We start from the raw sequence: 18,588 nt of genomic DNA, 5'->3' as shown, positions 1-18,588 counted from the left end.
GTTGCGAGATTCAGCACAGGCTGCGGGCAATTTTCTGGCTGTTGCAAATGCGATCGAGTAGGGAAAAACTACCATACTGAAGATAGTTCAACTCAAGTGATGCGCTTTCTATCAATACCGAAACCCTGCGAAAGCTCCGCCCCAATCAATTATGGCTCGATCTAGCGATCTTTATTGTTGGTAATGCTCAAAATCGGTCTTTCATGCCGCGCAATCGAGCGAAGGTTTGCACTGGATCGCGGGTGTTGGCTGCTGATTGGAGGTTGGGAAAATCCCAGCGCAAAAATGGGTTTGTGCTTTTTTCCAGGCCGATCGATGATGGTATTGTAGGTTGCGATCGGCTGCGGGCTTCCTTGACTTCGGCGAAGCGGTGCTGTAAATCGGGATTGTCGCCATCCACACTCAAGGCAAATTGCAGGTTGTTCAGCGTGTATTCGTGGGCGCACCAAACTCTGGTATTGTCTGGCAAGTTTCGCAGTTGCCCCAGAGAGGCTAACATTTGGGCGGGAGTGCCTTCTTTCAGCCTGCCGCAGCCTCCTGCAAATAAGGTGTCGCCGCAGAACAATTCGCCGGTTTCGCCTGGGTTGCTGGGGGGGAAATAGTAGGCGATGTGAGCTTTTGTGTGACCGGGTACGAAGAAGATTTCGGCGGTTCTGTTGGCGAAAGAAACTCGATCGCCCGCTTGTAAAAACACTTGTTGTCCCGGGATTCTGCCTCGGTCTTGGGCGCCGCCGTAAACTTTAATTTGAGGAAAACGATCGATCAGTTCCTGATTGCCGCCTATGTGGTCGCTGTGGTGGTGCGTGTTGAAAATTGCGGTTAATTCGGCTCCGAGCGATCGCAGTTGCTCTAATACTGGCTGCGATCGCGCTGGATCGATGACGGCTGCTGTGCCGCGATCGGGGTCGTGCAGCAAGAAAATGTAGTTGTCGGACAGTACGGGAAGCCGATAAACCTGCATAGAAAACTGCCTCTCAACAGTAATTATTTACTTACAATCAATGAGTGTAAACACTGAGCTAGTTCGTCAAGAACTGCAAGCTGCTATGATTATTCTGACATAAAAGCGCGATGACTTATGCGAACGTCTCAAAACAAATCGAACTTAACAATATTTCAAATGGTCGATCGGATTGTCGCGTCTGGCAAAATCTCTCGCCGGGAACATTTAGTTTTGACTTCGGCTATCCTCTCTGATGATAAAATTTCAGAGGAGGAGCGACATCAAATCAATCGGATCTTTGATTATCTCCAAATTGGTCGCATCAAGTTTATCGATTGAACTTGTAAATTTACCAGATAATCGACAGTTGCAGTTACAAAAAAAAGGCCTAATAAAATGAGTGCAGAAAAACCAACTATTTTGGTGACGGGCGGAGCTGGATATATTGGCTCTCACGCGGTATTAGCACTGAAAAACGCGGGTTACGGTGTGGTGATTTTGGATAATTTAGTTTACGGCCACCGAGATCTAGTAGAGCAGGTTTTGCAGGTGGATTTGGTAGTTGGCGATACGAACGATCGCACTCTTCTCGACAACTTGTTCGCTACGCACAAAATTGATGCGGTAATGCACTTTTCTGCATACGCTTACGTGGGCGAATCTGTTACCGACCCAGCTAAATATTACCGCAACAATGTCATCGGCACTATTACCCTTTTGGAAGCAATGCTCGCTGCTGGGGTGAAGAAATTTGTGTTTTCTTCTACTTGCGCGACTTACGGCGTACCGCAGAAAATTCCGCTTACAGAAGACCACCCGCAAAACCCGATCAATCCCTACGGTGCTACTAAGTTAATGGTAGAACGGATTTTGTCGGATTTTGACGCTGCGTACAATTTGAAGTCTGTTTGTTTCCGCTATTTTAACGCGGCTGGTGCTGAGCCTAACGGGTTGTTAGGAGAGGATCACAATCCCGAAACTCACTTGATTCCGCTGGTGTTGTTTGCTGCTTTGGGGAAACGAGATTCGATCGCAATTTTTGGCACGGATTACGATACTCCTGACGGTACTTGCATTCGGGATTACATTCACGTTAACGATTTGGCGTCGGCTCACATTTTGGGATTAGAATATTTGCTAAATGGTGGCAAATCAGATTTCTTTAATTTGGGCAACGGCGGCGGGTTTTCGGTGAAAGAAGTGATAGAAACGGCTCGCCAAGTGACGGGAAAAGAGATTAAGGCTGTTGAGTGCGATCGGCGTCCGGGAGACCCGCCTGCTTTGGTTGGCAGCAGCGAGAAAGCCATCAAAACCTTGGGTTGGTCTCCAGAGTATCCCGACATCAAGAACATTATCTCCCATGCTTGGCAGTGGCATCAAAAACGCCACAACTCTTAGTATGTAGGGTGCGCCTTCCGCACCTTACCATTAACTTGAGAAAATACGCCCAATTTGCGGCAGTACGCTGACAAAATTAGAGCGTACTTGATGCTATTAAGAGAAGTAAAAAAAAATTTTTTACCCGTGTGATGTTTATTTCTAAACCCTTCTTCAAATAACTCAATAAATTTATAAATAAGTAAATTAATGATTTCAAATAAATTAGCAATTAAGGGATTTATTACTATTTTAACAGGTCTTTACTCTTTCCAAGATTGCGTTCATTTTCTGGCCTCGGTCAGGAAATTTCACCGGGAACCAATTATTATTTTAATAGATAGAGTACCTCTAATTTTATATCCCTTACTTCAGGTGTTTGGAAATGTCATATTGAAACCTGCACCCTCTAATGAAAATTCTGTTTTAGCGTCGCGGCAAGCTAAGCTGGCTTTGTACGGGGAATCTATGTTTGACAAGACTATTTATATGGATTGCGATATTTGTTTGCTGTCGCCAATTGATGAAGTTTTTGATTTTCTTGATGAAGTAGACTTACTGGTGACAGAAGACGTGCAGCCTGCAATTGCTAAAGCTGCAAATTTATTAAGAGTCAAGCAGGATATTCTGTCAACTTTGCAGTCTGTCGGATTGCCGTTGAACGAAAATAGCATTCAATACAATGGCGGATTTATCGCTTTTACGAAAAGCAGTAAAAATTACGAATTGTTCCACAATTTCTTGAAATATTTTGAGATAGTAGTTGCCAATCAAAATGTGCTACTATTAAAGGATCAAGGTGCTTTTGCCGCTGCGGTTGAATCTGTCAAACCGAAAATGAAAACTTTGTCCGCTGTTTACAACTACTTGGATAAGTGGAAAGATGTTTATGCGATCGACAAACCGATTAAAGTAATGCACTGCACTTATCCTTACCGCCCTCAGTACGCGAAGAACGTGACGCGATCGCTCTTTACTAGAATAGTCGATCGCATGGCTAAAATATTTTTACCAAATCAACTTAACAATCCCTGGCGTTTAAAATAAACTTGAGTAACCTCCTCAAGATTTCAATATTATAACAACCGCTGCAAATTACTGAACATCTCTATCTCTTTGTTTCTTTCTCTCTGTGGCCTCTGCGCCCTCTGCGGTTGATTTAAAAAATATCATTCACAACAAATGAAATATAATTATTCTAGCTATTGTGCAACATTATACGGAAGAACTATATCAATACTTTAGGACTTACGCAAGGAATCATTTTTGATACTATCTGTACTGGCAAGGTTAGTCCGCACCTACAAATAGAGTCTGTGCGTAAGTCTTGTACTTGCAAAAAACATCCCAATAATCAGCTAGAAAAATTATTCATATTATCTGGTAATTCGTGCAGCAAAAGCGAGTAATTTATCTGGTTGTGGCACGGGGACTAGGCTGTAAACATTCAAATAATTAGTTGTTGAGGATATTTTTAAATTGATGGTAATTGGGTTTACCCAAAAAGGCTATAAGTCTAATGTTAACTTTTTAGCATTAGATTTAAACCAGGCTTTGCCCATTGATATCAATTCCGCTCTTCATCGGAATGATATAAACGGAGGACACCGCGAGTGCAATGCCGTGTCCCTACAATCGATCGATTGTAGGGACACGGAACGGCGCCGTGTCCTCGCTTACCAGTGCAGCCGGAAACGATATGATATTATGTCCGGTCGATTACCCCTAATACGGTAGGGGTTCCCCTCGCGAAAAATATCTGCCAACAATCTCCAATCTCAAAAACCCGCCCTTTTAATCGCGGTCACTCTATCGGACATGATATGAAAAACAATTTGATTTAATTTCTTCCTGAGAAGTTGCCAAACACTTGCTCTTTGAGTGTGTCCAGATATTTGTAGAGTCTTTAGTGAACCAGATCGCAGTTATTTTATTCTCTGCCACAGTACAATTTCAAAGAAGAAAAAATCGCGGAAATGAACAGTTGCCCGACTATTGAGCGAAACTATTCCAATAGCAAGGATATCTGGCAATTGACTGCGTGAGAAATAAAATATGCAGGACTTATGCACGGTTCCCCAAAAAACCCGGTTTCTCCTTGTCGCGTTTGAGCGTATACGACCAAATTACGTGAAAAACCCGGGTTTTTGCCTTCAGGACTGATATGGCAAAACGATCGACTTAAATCGTACTACGACCAGAATATACTTAGGATCGCGAATTAAATAACTTACAATTTTAATTGTGATGGTGGGATGGGCGTCCCGCCCGTCCAAAAAGGGCGGGCTACGAGAGCCCACCCCACTTTCAAGAGTGTAAGTTATTTAATTCTCATTCCTTATTTTTGTCAAGGGGCATATTTAACAACGAATCCAGTCTTGCAAAAAGATGCCGCTCGAACTAACATTTTTCAGCTTTCCTTAATTCATCCGCAGCTTTATTTGCCAACAGCATCAGGAGCAACCAATTTTAGACAAGAAATCAAAGATGCTTTAGCCTTAAAAGATCCGAAAGTTTGCCTCAAAAAAATATTGTTTGCTTTGCTACCCTTGACAAAAGCTCGGTTAAGTAAGAAAATAAAGCAACTTAAAAAAAAATTACCAAGTGAAAGTTTCATTAGTGGTGAGCGATTTGTCAGGAGCAGGTGCAATTCGTGCTTTTCTCTTAGCTCAAGTCCTGATAGAGCTTAACTGCGAGGTAGAAGTTATCGGATTTCAGTTTGGCAAGGAATTGTATGCTATTCCTCCGCGAGGCATCCCGGTATGTGCGATACCGGGTAAAAAATATCCGGGGTTTTTGATGGATGCTCAAAAAAATTTAAAAAAAATAGATGGAGATATTATTTATGCAGTCAAACCTAAACCTACAAGCTTTGGTTTATCGCTGCTAAAAATACTGGATACTCGCCGCCCTGTCATTTTAGATATAGATGACTGGGAACTTAGCTGGTTCGGTGGAGATGAATGGAAATACCGTCCCTCTTTCAAACAACTTTATCGAGATATTTTCCAACAAAACGGTCAATTGAGAGAACCAGATCATCCGCTATATGTCAAGTGGATGGAAAGTTTAGTTTCCCGCGCTGATGCAGTCACCGTTCATACTGAGTTTTTAAAACAGCGTTTTGGTGGTATATATTTGCCTAACGGCAAAGATACTGAAATGTTCGACCCCGCTAAATACAATCCTGAATTGAGCAGGCAGCGTTACGGCTTGTCGGGGTATAGGGTTCTGATGTTTCCCGGGGCACCGCGACCTCATAAAGGTGTTGAGGATGTTTTGATGGCCCTCGAACAGTTAAACGAGCCCGATTTAAAATTAGCGATCGTCGGTGGGAGTCCTTATGATGATTATGATGATAAACTTGTGAAACAATGGGGGCGTTGGATTGTTAGACTGCCCAGGTTTCCAGTCGAGACGATGCCGTCCGTCGTCGCGGCGGCTCATGTTGTCATTGTTCCTCAGCGAGAAACTCTCACAGCCGTGGCTCAGTTTCCGCTCAAGCTGACAGATGGCATGGCAATGGCTAAGCCTGTTTTGTCTACGCGAGTGGGAGATATTCCAGCAATTTTAGGGGGAACCGGTTATTTAGTCGAGCCGAGTTCTCCGGCTCAAATTTCCCAAAAAATTCAATGGATATTTCAAAATTTGACAGCCGCAAATTTGCAAGGAATGAAAGCTCGGGAAAGATGCGTGAAAAAATATAGCATTCAAGCAATGGCACCGATACTTTCAGATATAATTTCAGGTATATAGAGCTAACTTTCAAACGACTGAATGGAGGAGGAAACACTGGTTGTAATTAAAGAATATTTTGAGATGCCGTACTGTTTAGCTGGGAATGCTTCATGTCTGCCAATAAGCTACTCCTAAAATTTGCCAGACGATATCCCGGCAGGATTCTGTTAACTGTGATGCTGGGCTTTTCCGGGGCTTTATTCAACGGTATCAGCACTACTCTGATTGTACCAGTGCTTTTAAGTTTTTTAGACGAAGCTATCGAGCTGCGCGGCGCTCCACCTGTAATTAAAACTTTGATGTATCCCTTTGAGGGAATGCTCCCAAATCAGCGTTTAATGTTGATAACAGTGACGATTGTTCTGGCAATTATTTTGAAAAATGTTGCGAGTTATATTAATACTTTAGTAGCTACTTCTCTGACGCGATCTCTGACTTTTGATTTGCGAGAAGCAGGTTTGCGCTTGTTGTTAGAAGTAGATTTAGATTTTTATTCTAAAACTAAAGTCGGGGATTTAATTAATAGATTGGGCGGAGAGATTGGCCGGACTGCTAGTGCAGTGGGCACGGCGATCGGAATGTTTACTACCTCAATCACGGTTTTGGTGTTTGTTGGTTTGCTGCTTTCTATATCGTGGAAATTGACGGTGACATCTACAGTTTTGCTGGCGTTAGTTGCTTGGACAAATCAATATATTATTAACCGTTCCAAGCATTTTGGACACCTGCTTTCTGAAATGTCGAAAGATTATTCGGTTAGAGTCCTCGAAACCATGACTGGGATTCGGCTGGTCAAGTCAACCGGGAACGAGGAAAGGGAGTATGAGCGGATCAAGCATTTAATTCACAGGCGAGAACAAGCGGATTTTCAGGCTCAGGTCAATTATGCGGCGATCGCTCCAATTAACGAAGTTGTTAATTTGATAGTTATTATTTTGATTGTATTTATAGGACGCACAATATTTGCGAATGAAGTAGAGTCGATTTCTACAGTTTTGTTGACATATTTATTGGTACTTTTTAGGTTAATTCCTTTCATTTCTCAGTTGAATAGCGGGCGGAGTCAATTTGCTAATACCTCGGCTAGTGTAGAGGTAGTTAATGAGTTTTTGAGCTGTGATGACAAGCCGTTTATGCTAAACGGTTCTGTGCCTTACAATCATTTGCGATCGGGAATTCATTTTAATAAAATATCTTTTAGTTATCCCAATCACAAAAATTTAGTTCTTCAAGGAGTTGATTTATTTCTACCTCATGGAACTACTTTGGCTTTGGTAGGAGCGTCGGGTTCTGGCAAGTCAACTTTGGCAGATTTACTGCCGAGATTTTACGATCCTACTGAAGGTCATATCTCGATCGATGGTAGGGATTTGCGCGAATTTGAGCTGAAAAGTCTCAGACAAGCGATGGGTATTGTTAGCCAAGATACGTTTTTGTTTAATGCTTCTGTGCGCGAAAATATTGCTTACGCTAGGCCCGAAGCGACTGAGGAAGAAATTGTGGAAGCGGCGAAGGGAGCGAATGCTTACGAGTTTATCCAACTGTTGCCGGAGGGGTTGGATACTCAAATTGGCGATCGGGGGGTGATATTATCGGGAGGGCAGCGTCAGAGAATTTCAATTGCTAGAGCCTTGCTGCAAAACCCGGAAATCTTAATTTTGGATGAGGCAACGAGTTCGCTGGATACGGTTTCGGAAAGGTACGTGCAAGCGGCGATCGAGAAATTGAGCTGCGATCGCACAACGTTGGTAATCGCCCACCGCCTCTCCACAGTCCAAAAAGCCCACAAAATCGCCGTGATCGATCGCGGACAAGTAGTAGAAATTGGCTCCCACGAAGAATTGCTAGCAAAAGGAGGTTACTACACTCGCTTGTATTCAGTGCAATTTGCCGAAGAAACCGCTCGCGATGAAGCTCTAATTAGAGGTTCTTACGAAATTCGCACTCGCCTGACTCCCATGATAGCTTACCTCAAACTGCTAGTAGATGAAATGGTAGACTCTCCCGAAGAAAGAGACGAGTTAATCAGAGAATCCTTTCACTCGGCTGCTAATATTTTCACTACTTTAGAATTTATAGAAAATACTATTAAGCGTCAAGCTCTTAAAAAGTAGTCAGTTGACAGGAAAGCAGTTGACAGGAAAGCAGTTGACAGGAAAGCAGTTGGCAGTAGTCATTAGTCAGTAGTCCTTAGTCATTAGTCAGTTGGCAGTTAACAGTCAACATTCAATAGGAAAAATTCCCAATTACAAATTCTTAATTCCCATGTCTAAATATTATGTATTTTTTACCAGAAATGTCTTGCCGCAACCCAATGTAGCGAGCTTAGTTCAAGTTGCCCACTCTGCAAATGCCGCAGCAAATCTCGGTTATCCAGCAGTTTTGGTATACCTCCGCAAAGGATGGAATGCTTGGAATCCCGTTGATTTACTTCGTCCTTTTCAACCGAGGAAACGGGATGACAAACTTGCCAAAATTTACAATCTTCAGGAACAATTAAAAGTAGCAGATTTGCCCGTCCCGTGGCCGCTCGACCTTTGGGACACCAAGTGGACGAGTGCGAGTACAATAGTATCAAAATACTATTTACCAATTCACCTGCTTAAATCGACTCAAATTGTCCACACCCGCGACTGGAACTTTGTCAAAGCTGCCATTAAAAACGGTATTCCCGCTATCTACGAACAGCACCACCATGAAAACAAGCAATTTGAATCAGAAATTGTTCGCAATCCTCTATTTCAAATTGCTGTAACTGTTGCCGAGACTGTGCGAGACAGCATGATTAAGAATGGGATGCCACCCGAAAAAGTAATTACGCTGCACAACGGTTTTAACCATTTGTTTCTTGCGAGACAAACAGAAGCTGCCCAGAATTGGCGGCAGCAATTATTAACAGATGGAAGACAGTATTTAGCAGTTTATGCGGGAGGACTTTACCCGTTTAAAGGTGTTGATATGTTGGTGGATGTGGCTAAGGAGTTGCCGCGAGTTCAATTTGCGATCGCGGGCGGTGATTCATCCCAAGTAACAGCCTACCAGCAATTAGCCAAAGACAAGCAAGTTAACAACATTAAATTTCTCGGCTACCTGCCTCAAAATCAACTAGCTAGCTTGCTGCAAGCAGCCGATGTTTTGACTCACCCGCACTGTTTGACAGAGGCCGCGACGTTCACATCTCCTTTAAAATTATTTGATTACATGGCATCGGGAACTCCGATTGTCGCGACGGAGATTGCATCTTTAATGGAATTTAAATTGGGAAATATAGCAGCAACTTGGTGCGAACCGGATAACCCGCACAAATTCGCACAAAGCATTCGAGATTGTTTAACCAAATATCCGAGGAAGAGCGAAGGTTATGCAGAAACAATGGATTTTGTCAAGCAATTTTCGTGGGAAAATAGGATACAGAGAATTTTAAGTTATGTGGATCGGCAAGTGCGATATTCGATAATTCAAAATTCCGTAGGGGCGGGTTTTACCAACAATCATCGCCTCAAATAAATAATCTCATAAACCCGCCCTGCCAAACGCAAAAACCACATTTATTATTAAAAATGAACCCACAAATCATCAGCACAATCACCACCTATCCAGGCATGAGTCAAAGCGACTGGCTGTGGCAACAAACCCCCCAAAACTTCGGCAAATGGGGAAACATTCAAATGCTAGCCAACCACCCAGAACCAGACTTTTTACTGATGTATCAATTCGACTTTCCCCGACCTTCCAAAAAGCAATCTTGGATCGACAAAATTCGCCGTCCAAGCCCCAAAAATCCCGAAAACGACATTCGAGAAAAATTTTGCGGTGTCCCCAAAGAACGCATAATTTACCTGATCAGGGAGCCGCCATTACCAGAAGTTATTGAAATTACCAAAGCCAACTACGAACAAGCCAAACTTTATTGCGGTTACGTTTCCGGGCCCGACGACTTCGCACCCAAACCCGATTATATGCCCGCGATTTGGTATCACTCTAATTCGTTTCGAGAACTGGATGAAATGCCTGCGCCGCCGAAAACTAAATCCTGTTCTTGGATTACTTCAGGTGTTAGCCGCAGCGCCAATCACCGCCACCGATTAGACTTTATCAAATTGCTGCAAGAACGAGAATTAGATTTTGACCTTTACGGGCGAAACTTGCCAACTTGGGCGCGCGGGAACGGCACTATGAACAATAAATGGCACGCTGTCGCACCATACTATTACAACTTAGCTATTGAAAATTATGCCGAAAACGATTGGTATGTCAGCGAGAAGCTTTGGGATGCTTTGTTAGCTTGGTGTTTGCCAATTTATTACGGCGGTTCGGCGGCGGATAAGTTGTTGCCTGCAGGGAGTTTTCTGCGGCTTCCCAGTCTGGATGAGAAAGGAGTAGAATTTATTAAAGAGGTTGTAGCTAATGCGGATTATTGGCATCAAGCGAGGGAGAAAATTGCCGAAGCCAGACAAATCATTCTCCACGAATTGAACTTGCTGAATTGGCTGTCCAATTTTGTATCTTAGGAAATAGCGCCATGACAGAAAACCAAAATCAACCCAGAGAATACGATGCTGTACTCGGCGGTCAATCTCAACTGCCATTAGGTGCTGCTGTCTTAGGCGGGATTCCCGGCGTTAAATGTCGTTTGGCTTCACCGATTGTCGAGGTAAAAATTGCTGCACTGTCTGAAGCGCTCAAATATGGAGAAGCTGGTTTAGATTTAATAATTGGGGTACTGCAAGATGAATCAATGGCGGTGAAGTTGGCAGCCTTTTCACTGTTGAAGGATAGAGATGAACTAAATCTAAAAGAGCAGTTACACAAATATTTGCCTACCTTTGAGTTTGATGTGATAACGGTTGATGCTGAAGGACAAGAAAACAGTCGCCATACTTCCTCTGCTCGCTTCTTCCCCGAAGACTTAGGGAACGGAGTTGTGCTGGAAATGGTTTATATTCCCGGTGGCACATTTATGATGGGTTCGCCAGCAACAGAATCAGGTAGAGATGATGAAAGGCCACAGCATCAAGTAACAGTACCCGCTTTTTATGCAGGCAAATATCCCATCACCCAAGCACAGTGGCAAGCAGTGATGGGAAACAACCCGTCCGATGATAAAGGTGAAAAACGTCCTGTAGAAACTGTAGGGTGGTACCATGCAGTCGAATTCTGTGGCAAACTCTCGCAACAAACCGGAAAAAAATATCGCCTCCTGAGTGAAGCAGAATGGGAATACGCTTGCCGTGCGGGAACAACAACCCAATTTCATTTTGGGGAAACTATTACCCCCGATTTAGTCAACTATGACGGAAACTTGCCCTACGCAAACGTCCCCAAAGGACTTTACCGCAGAGAAACAACCGATGTCGGGAGTTTTCCCCCTAATAACTTTGGAGTCTACGATATGCACGGCAATGTTATGGAATGGTGCAGCGATAGGTGGCACGAAAACTATAACGACGCACCAACTGACGGAAGTTCCTGGGAAACTGGTACAGATGATTGCCGAGTGCAGCGTGGCGGTTCTTGGTATCATTCTGCGGTCTATTGTGGCAGTCACCTTCGTGACTGGTGCTGGGCCGACTATGGGGGGTGGCACAGGGGTTTTCGCGTGGCGCTAGCGTCGGTTTCTCCCTCGTCCTAGTTTTCCCGCGAGGACTCTTCTCTATCCTTTTACCCTTTAGATAATTCGGCGGTGGAAACCGCAACTACACAAACAAAGTCCGCCTTCGCGAGACTATAGATATGAAGGGAATTTGCACGCTTGCCAACGACACAGTTTACGATCAACTAATTGCCTTACTCAACAGTATTGAAGTTAGATTAGGCTCAAATACTCCTGTCTGTATTTATCCTTTCGACGACCAGATACAGCAAATCAAAGCTGAAATTGTTAACCGTCCCAACGTTTTTATTTATGAAGATAGCGCCTCAATTCAGCGATGGGATGAATTCATGCAAGCAGCCGCACCCGAGCGTTTGAACCGCCAAAAATTCCGGCTTTACGGCGCACACCGGCGCTTTTGCGCTTTCGACGGCCCGTTTGAAAAGTTTATCTACATGGACGCCGATACTTTGGTGATGAATTCCCTTGATGCTATTTTTCAGAAGTTAGAGGAATCGGATTTTGTGGTTTATGATTTTCAATTTCGCGATCCAACTAAAGTATACAATATTAAGTCGCCAAAACTGCTCGAAGTTTTTGACAAAAATCGGCTAGACTCGGAAATATTTTGTTCGGGATTTTACGCCAGCAAGCAAGGATTGTTTGAGCAAAATACTAGGAAATGGCTGTTAGCTCAACTCCAATCGGGCGAGGCGGAAATTCTCTATGAAGGTGCGGGAGAACAGCCGTTGCTCAATTATATGGTGATGAAAACCGGGATGAATAGCTATAATTTTGCTTATAGCCTCCCGGATAACGAAAAAACTGGGTGTAGCGTCACTTCCCCACATTTCCAACAGCAAGATAACATTTTGTACGATAAGGGAAACCGACTTACTTACATTCATTATATTGGCGTGCCACCGGATTTAATTCGGAGAGTTTGTGCGGGCGAAAATATTGAGTTTCCCTATCGCGATTTGTTCCTGCATTACCGCTATCTCCGCGAACCGTCCAAGCGTCCGATTTTTGCCCAAGCGCCAAAGTCTTATACTGAGGTTTCTGCGCCGAATTTGTTAAAAAGGGTATTGAGAAGGTTGAGGATAAATGTATGAGTCGCGGTATTTATATTGTTGCGAATGATAAGGTGATCGAAAGTGCGATCGCCCTTCTAAACACCATACGTCTGTACAATTGTCAAGTACCTGTTTTTCTGATTCCCTTCGACGACAATTATCAGCAAGTCGCAGCCGCACTCAGCCGTCTCCACGGGGTGCAATTGTTCCCAAATCTGGAGTTTGTGGAACAGTTTACCAGAGAAATTGGCCAAATGTTCGATCGCAACTTTTTAGCCCTCCCCAACAAAATGCGAAAACTCGCCGTTTGGTTTGGCCCGCTTGACGAATTTCTGTACATCGATACCGATATCATCGTCTTTGAAGACATCGCAGCCAACCTCGACAAACTATCAGAAGTAGACTTTTTTTGCTGCGACTACCACCACCTCAGCGAAAAACTGCGAAATGTATTTTCACCCGCTGTAAAAGAACAAAATATCTTTACAGACTCACAGTTTCAAGATGTATTTAACAGCGGTTTTTGGGCTTCCCGAAAAGGAACTATTACAGAAGCGCAAATGTATGAGATTTTGCGAGAATGTTCGCAGCATCGAGAATATTTTGACTTTACTCAAAATGTCACAGACCAACCTATACTAAATTATATCATTCTTAAACTGATTCCCAAACGCTGCAATCTTGTTAAAGATTCAGCAACCGAACCTGGAAGCTGGGCTGGTTCTAAACATTTTCAAGAAATAGATTATGTTCTTTATGACAAAGGTAAAAGGTTAAAATATCTTCACTGGGCTGGAATACCGATTAAATCGGGGAGTCCTTATTGGAAACTTTGGAAACATTATCGTTATCTCAATGAAAAAGATAAAAAACTAAATTTAGTGCAAACAATATTTCTGGCTTTCAGTAGGTGAGGAGAAAATCCTATGTTGTATCATTACCAACAAGCTTTGAATAACAGGCTTTCCGGCCTGTTCCACAATTCATAAGTTTTCTTGGTTTTTTGACACTAAACAAGCTTTGAATAACAGGCTTTCCGGCCTGTTCCACAATCAATAAATTTTGTTTTGTTTTTGACACCAAACAAGCTTTGAAGAACAGGCTTTCCGGCCTGTTCCACAATCAATAAATTTTATTTCTTGTGGTGTGGGCATTTTGCCCGCACCTAAAAAGCAATATATATGCGCTGGGTTACTTATTAACTAAAAAACTATGGCTGACGGCATTTATATTCTGGCAAACGATGTTGTTTTCGACCAATTCGTGGCTTTATTGAACAGTCTAGAAGTCAACGGGGCAAAAGATATTCTTGTTTGCATCATTCCCTACGATGATAACCTGAAAAAAGTGCGATCGCACATTTCCACCCTACACAATGTCACCCTGTTTGACAATACCGATTCTATCCATTTCTGGGAAGACTTTGCGACTCAAGCTTGGACTTCTCACCGCAAAGCTCAACAAGTTTGGCAAGCTAAAGGTTGGGGGCAAGTTCACTGTTTGGGAATGCACCGAAAATTTTGCTGTTTTGACGGGCCTTTTGACAAATTTGTCTATTTTGACTGCGACACTCTGTTAATGGGTTCTCTCGATTACATCTATCAAAAACTTGATGAATTTGATTGGGTAGCCAACGATTTTCAATATAAGTCTGACCTTAATTATGTATTTGATTTATCCTCGGCGAAACTGCCAAAATTTTTTAACATTAACCAACTGCAATCACAGATTTTTTGTGCTGGTTGGTTTGCTTCAAAAAAAGGTATTTTAAATCGAAATAACTCAAGCCAACTTTTAAATAAATTGACTTCAGGAGAAGCAGAAATTTTGTCTTTGCGGGGAACCGACCAACCTTTATTTAACTATTTAGTTTCCCGCAGCAATATCTCTTTTTACAACTTTGCATATTCTCAGCCCGAACAGGTAACGGGCAATCATTGGTCTTCTCAATTTGATGTGATAGATTATGTTCTATACGATAAAGGGCGACGGCTGACTTATTTGCACTACATGAGCATTTCGGCTGCAAAGTTTACTCGATTGTGTGCTGGCGAAGATGTTGAGATTCCCTACCGAGAGGTGTTTCTGCACTACCGCTATTTGAATTCGCCGGAAACACAGCCAAAACTCGCGCCTCCAAATGTGTTGGTTCGCTTGCAGAGAAATCTCAAAACTTGGGTGATTCAAAAATTTAATAATGTTCAATTTAAGTTGCGGAATTTCTGGGATAGATAGCATCTAACTGTACAAAGACTGAATCCACTCCCATTCGCGCCTTAAACCTTCTTCTAAAGCAACCTGCGGCTGATAACCTAAGATTTTCTGGGCTTTAGACACATCCGCGCTAGTGTGCCGCGCGTCTCCCCTAGCAGCTTCAGTAAAATCTATCCGAATAGGTCGATCGACAATTCTCTCTATTGTATCAATAACTTCTTTCAAAACTACCCGACTTCCCCCACCAATATTAAAAACTTCCCCCGCAGCTTCCGGAACCTCAGCGGCCGCTAAATTCGCCGCAACGCAATCGCTGATAAAAGTAAAATCGCGCGTTTGCAATCCGTCCCCGAAAATTGAAATCGCCTCGTCAAACAAAATCGACTTAAAAAACTTGTGAAAAGCCATATCGGGGCGCTGTCTCGGCCCGTAAACCGTAAAATAGCGCAGCGAAGTAGTCGGAACGCCAAAATTTTTGTAATAAAGCCCGCACAAACGTTCACCGGCTAATTTCGTAATTCCGTAGGGAGAAACTGGCTGCGGACAAGCGTTTTCATTCGTGGGAAAAGATTCAGCGTTGCCGTAAATTGAAGAAGAAGAGGCATAGACAAACTTTTGCAATCTTGGCGCATCTTTGGCCGCTTCTAACAATACTTGAGTGCTGTTAATATTGCGTTCGGTATAGCTGCGAAAACCGTCGCCCCAGCTAGCACGAACTCCCGCTTGCGCCGCCTGATGAAATATTACCTTAGCATCCGATAAAAGACCTCGCCAATTTAGAGACAAAATATCGCCTTCCACCAATTCAAAACCCGGATACTTTTCAAATCGTGAAATATTCTTGCGCTTGAGATCCGGATCGTAATAGTCGTTGAACTCATCAACACCTATCACCGTCTCCCCTCGATTTAAAAGAGTTTCTACTAAGTTAGAGCCAATAAATCCCGCTGCACCCGTAACAATTAAAATACTCATTCGATTTTAGATTTTAGATTTTAGATTTTAGATTTTAGATTTTAGATTTTTAAGTTTTTACACAAATTATTGCCTAAGTTGTCATCTTCTTCTTTCTCTTCCTCTGCGTTCTCTGCGTTCTCTGCGGTTTAAAAGCATCAAATAGGATTAATCTTAGAGAACTATCAACCCCCTTCCTTCTGATAAAAAGAGGTTGATAGTTGATTTTTATTGTTCAAAAGAATCTAAATCCAGCGCTTGGGAACCTCCGCGTTCTAACTCCATCAAAAGCTTACCTAGCTGAGTCCAAACTAGCCAACCCGTGAGTACCGTCAGTGGCAAAGCTAAGGCATAAGAAAGTAGTTTTGGGAAGCCAAAAATCTCCATTCCAGAAGCTAAAAATACGCAAATACCGCCAGCCATTCCCAGAAAAGGTATGACCAATTGCAGCCTTGGCAGGTTAGCCAAGGTGCGAGTAGAACGATTTTTAGACCACTGTTGTACAGCTTGTTTGAGAGTTGCTTCAAAGGCTAGGCCAGAGGCCATACCTGCTAGCAGTCCAGCCGACATTAAAAAATAGGGAGGTTCTGGAAAATAATACACGAATAATTCCTTAATTTGGGTAATTTGGGTAATTGGGAATGGGGAATGGGGAATGGGAAATGGGGAATTGGGAATTGGGAAGAGTAGAATTATTTTTCTTCCTTCTTCCTTCTTCCGACGGACATCGGACTGACATCCGTTACATCTTGTACAGTGCTCGTTGCCGAACTTCCTTCTAATTAAAACCGAGTCAGCGCCGCGGCTCCTTCTGTGGAAAACTCCGCCAAAGCGCCTAGAGCAACGTTGAACAGGCGACTGGGTTGCAAGTCTTCCTTGACTAAGTTCCACAGGCTGCGAACTTCTTCGGTGTGGATTCGATCGTCCTCAATCAAAGCTAACATTAGCTGGCGTCTCAAAAAAGAGCCTTCCTCTGACAGCAAAAATTGCAAGCCTAGCTGTGCAGTCGGTAGCAGGTCGAAACTGCGATCGGACCTAGCGATCGCGATCATGTCCTCTAACCTGTTCCACTGGAATTTGCCATCTTTGAATAATACCTCAATCAGACGCCGCCGCAGTGCCGGAGATTCTCCGTTCAACAAACGCCGCGCTACATAAGGATACGCCACCTCGACTATCTTGAAATTCGGATTCAGCGTCAGCGCCAAACCTTCTTCTGTCACCAGAGAGCGAATAATTAAGGCAAATTTCGCCGGCACCCGGAAAGGATAATCGTACATCAACTCGGAAAACTGGTCTGTAATCGTCTTGAAGTTAAAATCTGACACCTTTTCGCCGACGATATCACCCAATACAGATTCCAACGCCGGAACGATCGGCATAATATCTGTATCTGGTGTCAAAAAGCCAAGTTTGACAAAATCCTTGGCTAACTCTAAGTAATCTTTGTTGATCAAATGAACGACAGAATCAACCAAAGTTTCTTTAGTTGTTTCTTCCATCTGATCCATCATCCCAAAATCAATGTAAGCCATGCGGCCATCCGCTAAGGCAAACAGATTTCCCGGATGGGGGTCAGCGTGAAAAAATCCGTGTTCTAGCAACTGCCGCAAACCGCTGCGGACTCCGACTTCAATTAAACTATCGGTATCCAAACCTGCGGCTTTAACACTTTCCATATCTGTCAGCTTGATGCCGTCAATCCATTCGAGAGTCAGAACGCAATTTGAAGTATAACGCCAGTAAATGCTCGGAACTTTTACTGTCGGGTCGTCGGCAAAATTTGTAGCAAATTTCTCGGCGTTGCGTCCTTCATTGATATAATCAATTTCCTCGAACAATTTGATACCGAATTCATCGACTATTAAACAAAGGTCGTGACCGAGATTCAGCGGCAGCAACGGGCCCAACCATCCAGCGGCCCAGCGCATTAAATAAAGATCGAGGCTCAAGACTGGCAGCAAATTCGGTCGCTGAACCTTGACTGCTACTGCTTCCCCGGTGAGGAGGCGAGCTCGGTAGACTTGACCGAGACTTGCCGCAGCGACAGGTTCGGGGGAGATTTCGCTGTAGGTTTCGCTAATTTTGCGATCTAGTTCCGCTTCAATAATCTCGAAAGCGCGCACCGAGTCAAAGGGCGGCAATTGATCCTGAAGTTTGATCAGTTCTTCGAGAAAGTCTTTGCGGATCAAGTCCGGTCTGGTAGAAAGGGCTTGGCCGACTTTAATGAAAGTGGGGCCCAAGCGAGTGAGTATTTGTCGCAGGTGGGCGGCCCGTTCCGGCTGGTGTGCTGCGACTTCGTGCTGCCAACTGTCCCACAGCATCCCCAGCACGAAGCCGGCAAAAGACCAAATAACGGTAATTGCGCGCCAAATTGCTTTCCAAGGACGGTTGCGGTAATACTGAGCGATCGCTTGTGGATCGTAGCGTCTAGCCTGAGTGAATTGATACTGAGGCACTCGTTTATTTTCCTCTTATCTTATGAAAATTACAGGTTAAATTGAGAATTGGGCATCGGGCATCGGGCATCGGGCATCAGGCATCGGGGATTGGAAGTCGAAAGTTAAAAGTTAAAATCTTATTCCTTCTTCCCTCTTCCCTCTTCCCTCTTCCTTCTATCCTTTACATCCGTTACATCCGTTACAGAATCCGTTGCCGAACTTCCTTCTTCATCATTGACCGATCGCATTCCA

15 protein-coding genes are annotated in these 18,588 nt (G+C 43.5%); 11 read left to right on the top strand and 4 right to left on the bottom strand.

The window, feature by feature from the left end:
• Window positions 1–187: 187 nt before the first annotated feature.
• Complete coding sequence (gene gloB, locus QUA99_RS07995) at window positions 188–961, bottom strand: hydroxyacylglutathione hydrolase (protein ID WP_333235514.1); 774 nt, start codon at window positions 959–961, stop codon at window positions 188–190.
• Between the two features lie 117 nt (window positions 962–1,078).
• Here gloB and QUA99_RS07990 point away from each other — a divergent pair, with 117 nt between their 5' ends.
• The 11 genes from QUA99_RS07990 (at window position 1,079) to QUA99_RS07940 (ending at window position 14,962) form a co-directional block, all read left to right on the top strand.
• On the top strand, window positions 1,079–1,282 hold the full coding sequence (locus QUA99_RS07990) for a hypothetical protein (RefSeq protein WP_333235515.1): 204 nt from the start codon (window positions 1,079–1,081) through the stop codon (window positions 1,280–1,282).
• A gap of 57 nt (window positions 1,283–1,339) precedes the next feature.
• Window positions 1,340–2,341: a UDP-glucose 4-epimerase GalE gene (galE, locus tag QUA99_RS07985; RefSeq protein WP_333235516.1), complete on the top strand. Its 1,002-nt coding sequence runs from the start codon at window positions 1,340–1,342 to the stop codon at window positions 2,339–2,341.
• Window positions 2,342–2,530: 189 nt separating this feature from the next.
• Entirely contained in the window at window positions 2,531–3,367 is an 837-nt protein-coding gene (locus tag QUA99_RS07980; RefSeq protein WP_333235517.1) for a hypothetical protein, read from the top strand.
• Window positions 3,368–4,924: 1,557 nt separating this feature from the next.
• Complete coding sequence (locus tag QUA99_RS07975) at window positions 4,925–6,076, top strand: glycosyltransferase family 4 protein (protein WP_333235518.1); 1,152 nt, start codon at window positions 4,925–4,927, stop codon at window positions 6,074–6,076.
• Between the two features lie 92 nt (window positions 6,077–6,168).
• The gene (locus QUA99_RS07970) at window positions 6,169–8,172 is read left to right on the top strand and encodes an ABC transporter ATP-binding protein (RefSeq protein WP_333235519.1); all 2,004 of its coding nucleotides are present in this window, start codon (window positions 6,169–6,171) and stop codon (window positions 8,170–8,172) included.
• Window positions 8,173–8,323: 151 nt separating this feature from the next.
• Window positions 8,324–9,565 carry a glycosyltransferase family 4 protein gene (locus QUA99_RS07965; protein ID WP_333235521.1) on the top strand — a complete coding sequence of 414 codons (1,242 nt, stop codon included), beginning with the start codon at window positions 8,324–8,326 and terminating at the stop codon, window positions 9,563–9,565.
• 53 nt (window positions 9,566–9,618) lie between these two features.
• Entirely contained in the window at window positions 9,619–10,569 is a 951-nt protein-coding gene (locus tag QUA99_RS07960) for a glycosyltransferase family 10 domain-containing protein (protein ID WP_333235523.1), read from the top strand.
• Between the two features lie 11 nt (window positions 10,570–10,580).
• Window positions 10,581–11,690: a formylglycine-generating enzyme family protein gene (locus QUA99_RS07955; RefSeq protein WP_333235524.1), complete on the top strand. Its 1,110-nt coding sequence runs from the start codon at window positions 10,581–10,583 to the stop codon at window positions 11,688–11,690.
• A gap of 101 nt (window positions 11,691–11,791) precedes the next feature.
• Entirely contained in the window at window positions 11,792–12,766 is a 975-nt protein-coding gene (locus QUA99_RS07950) for an Npun_R2821/Npun_R2822 family protein (protein WP_333235525.1), read from the top strand.
• Window positions 12,763–13,641, top strand: a complete 879-nt coding sequence (locus QUA99_RS07945) for an Npun_R2821/Npun_R2822 family protein (RefSeq protein WP_333235526.1) — start codon at window positions 12,763–12,765, stop codon at window positions 13,639–13,641. The genes QUA99_RS07950 and QUA99_RS07945 overlap by 4 nt, the downstream gene beginning before the upstream one ends.
• 298 nt (window positions 13,642–13,939) lie before the next feature.
• Window positions 13,940–14,962 carry an Npun_R2821/Npun_R2822 family protein gene (locus QUA99_RS07940; protein ID WP_333235527.1) on the top strand — a complete coding sequence of 341 codons (1,023 nt, stop codon included), beginning with the start codon at window positions 13,940–13,942 and terminating at the stop codon, window positions 14,960–14,962.
• A 3-nt stretch (window positions 14,963–14,965) separates the two neighbouring features.
• Here the strand turns inward: QUA99_RS07940 and QUA99_RS07935 are convergent, their stop codons facing one another.
• From QUA99_RS07935 to QUA99_RS07925, 3 genes are all read right to left on the bottom strand, one after another.
• Window positions 14,966–15,916, bottom strand: a complete 951-nt coding sequence (locus QUA99_RS07935; RefSeq protein WP_333235529.1) for an NAD-dependent epimerase/dehydratase family protein — start codon at window positions 15,914–15,916, stop codon at window positions 14,966–14,968.
• 207 nt (window positions 15,917–16,123) lie between these two features.
• Complete coding sequence (locus tag QUA99_RS07930; RefSeq protein WP_333235530.1) at window positions 16,124–16,498, bottom strand: hypothetical protein; 375 nt, start codon at window positions 16,496–16,498, stop codon at window positions 16,124–16,126.
• A 179-nt stretch (window positions 16,499–16,677) separates the two neighbouring features.
• On the bottom strand, window positions 16,678–18,354 hold the full coding sequence (locus QUA99_RS07925) for an AarF/ABC1/UbiB kinase family protein (RefSeq protein WP_333235531.1): 1,677 nt from the start codon (window positions 18,352–18,354) through the stop codon (window positions 16,678–16,680).
• Window positions 18,355–18,588 lie beyond the last annotated feature (234 nt).

This window comes from Microcoleus sp. F10-B2, from assembly GCF_036704965.1.
Taxonomy (GTDB): domain Bacteria; phylum Cyanobacteriota; class Cyanobacteriia; order Cyanobacteriales; family Microcoleaceae; genus Microcoleus.
The sequence above is the reverse complement of the archived record's forward strand: the minus strand, read 5'-3'. Positions and strand labels throughout refer to the sequence as shown.

Coding starts and splice junctions, on each gene's coding strand:
- QUA99_RS07950 (WP_333235525.1), top strand. CDS start 11,792: ATGAAGGGAATTTGCACGCTTGCCAACGACACAGTTTACGATCAACTA.
- QUA99_RS07955 (WP_333235524.1), top strand. CDS start 10,581: ATGACAGAAAACCAAAATCAACCCAGAGAATACGATGCTGTACTCGGC.
- gloB (WP_333235514.1), bottom strand. CDS start 961: ATGCAGGTTTATCGGCTTCCCGTACTGTCCGACAACTACATTTTCTTG.
- QUA99_RS07940 (WP_333235527.1), top strand. CDS start 13,940: ATGGCTGACGGCATTTATATTCTGGCAAACGATGTTGTTTTCGACCAA.
- QUA99_RS07965 (WP_333235521.1), top strand. CDS start 8,324: ATGTCTAAATATTATGTATTTTTTACCAGAAATGTCTTGCCGCAACCC.
- QUA99_RS07945 (WP_333235526.1), top strand. CDS start 12,763: ATGAGTCGCGGTATTTATATTGTTGCGAATGATAAGGTGATCGAAAGT.
- QUA99_RS07935 (WP_333235529.1), bottom strand. CDS start 15,916: ATGAGTATTTTAATTGTTACGGGTGCAGCGGGATTTATTGGCTCTAAC.
- QUA99_RS07970 (WP_333235519.1), top strand. CDS start 6,169: ATGTCTGCCAATAAGCTACTCCTAAAATTTGCCAGACGATATCCCGGC.
- galE (WP_333235516.1), top strand. CDS start 1,340: ATGAGTGCAGAAAAACCAACTATTTTGGTGACGGGCGGAGCTGGATAT.
- QUA99_RS07960 (WP_333235523.1), top strand. CDS start 9,619: ATGAACCCACAAATCATCAGCACAATCACCACCTATCCAGGCATGAGT.
- QUA99_RS07980 (WP_333235517.1), top strand. CDS start 2,531: ATGATTTCAAATAAATTAGCAATTAAGGGATTTATTACTATTTTAACA.
- QUA99_RS07990 (WP_333235515.1), top strand. CDS start 1,079: ATGCGAACGTCTCAAAACAAATCGAACTTAACAATATTTCAAATGGTC.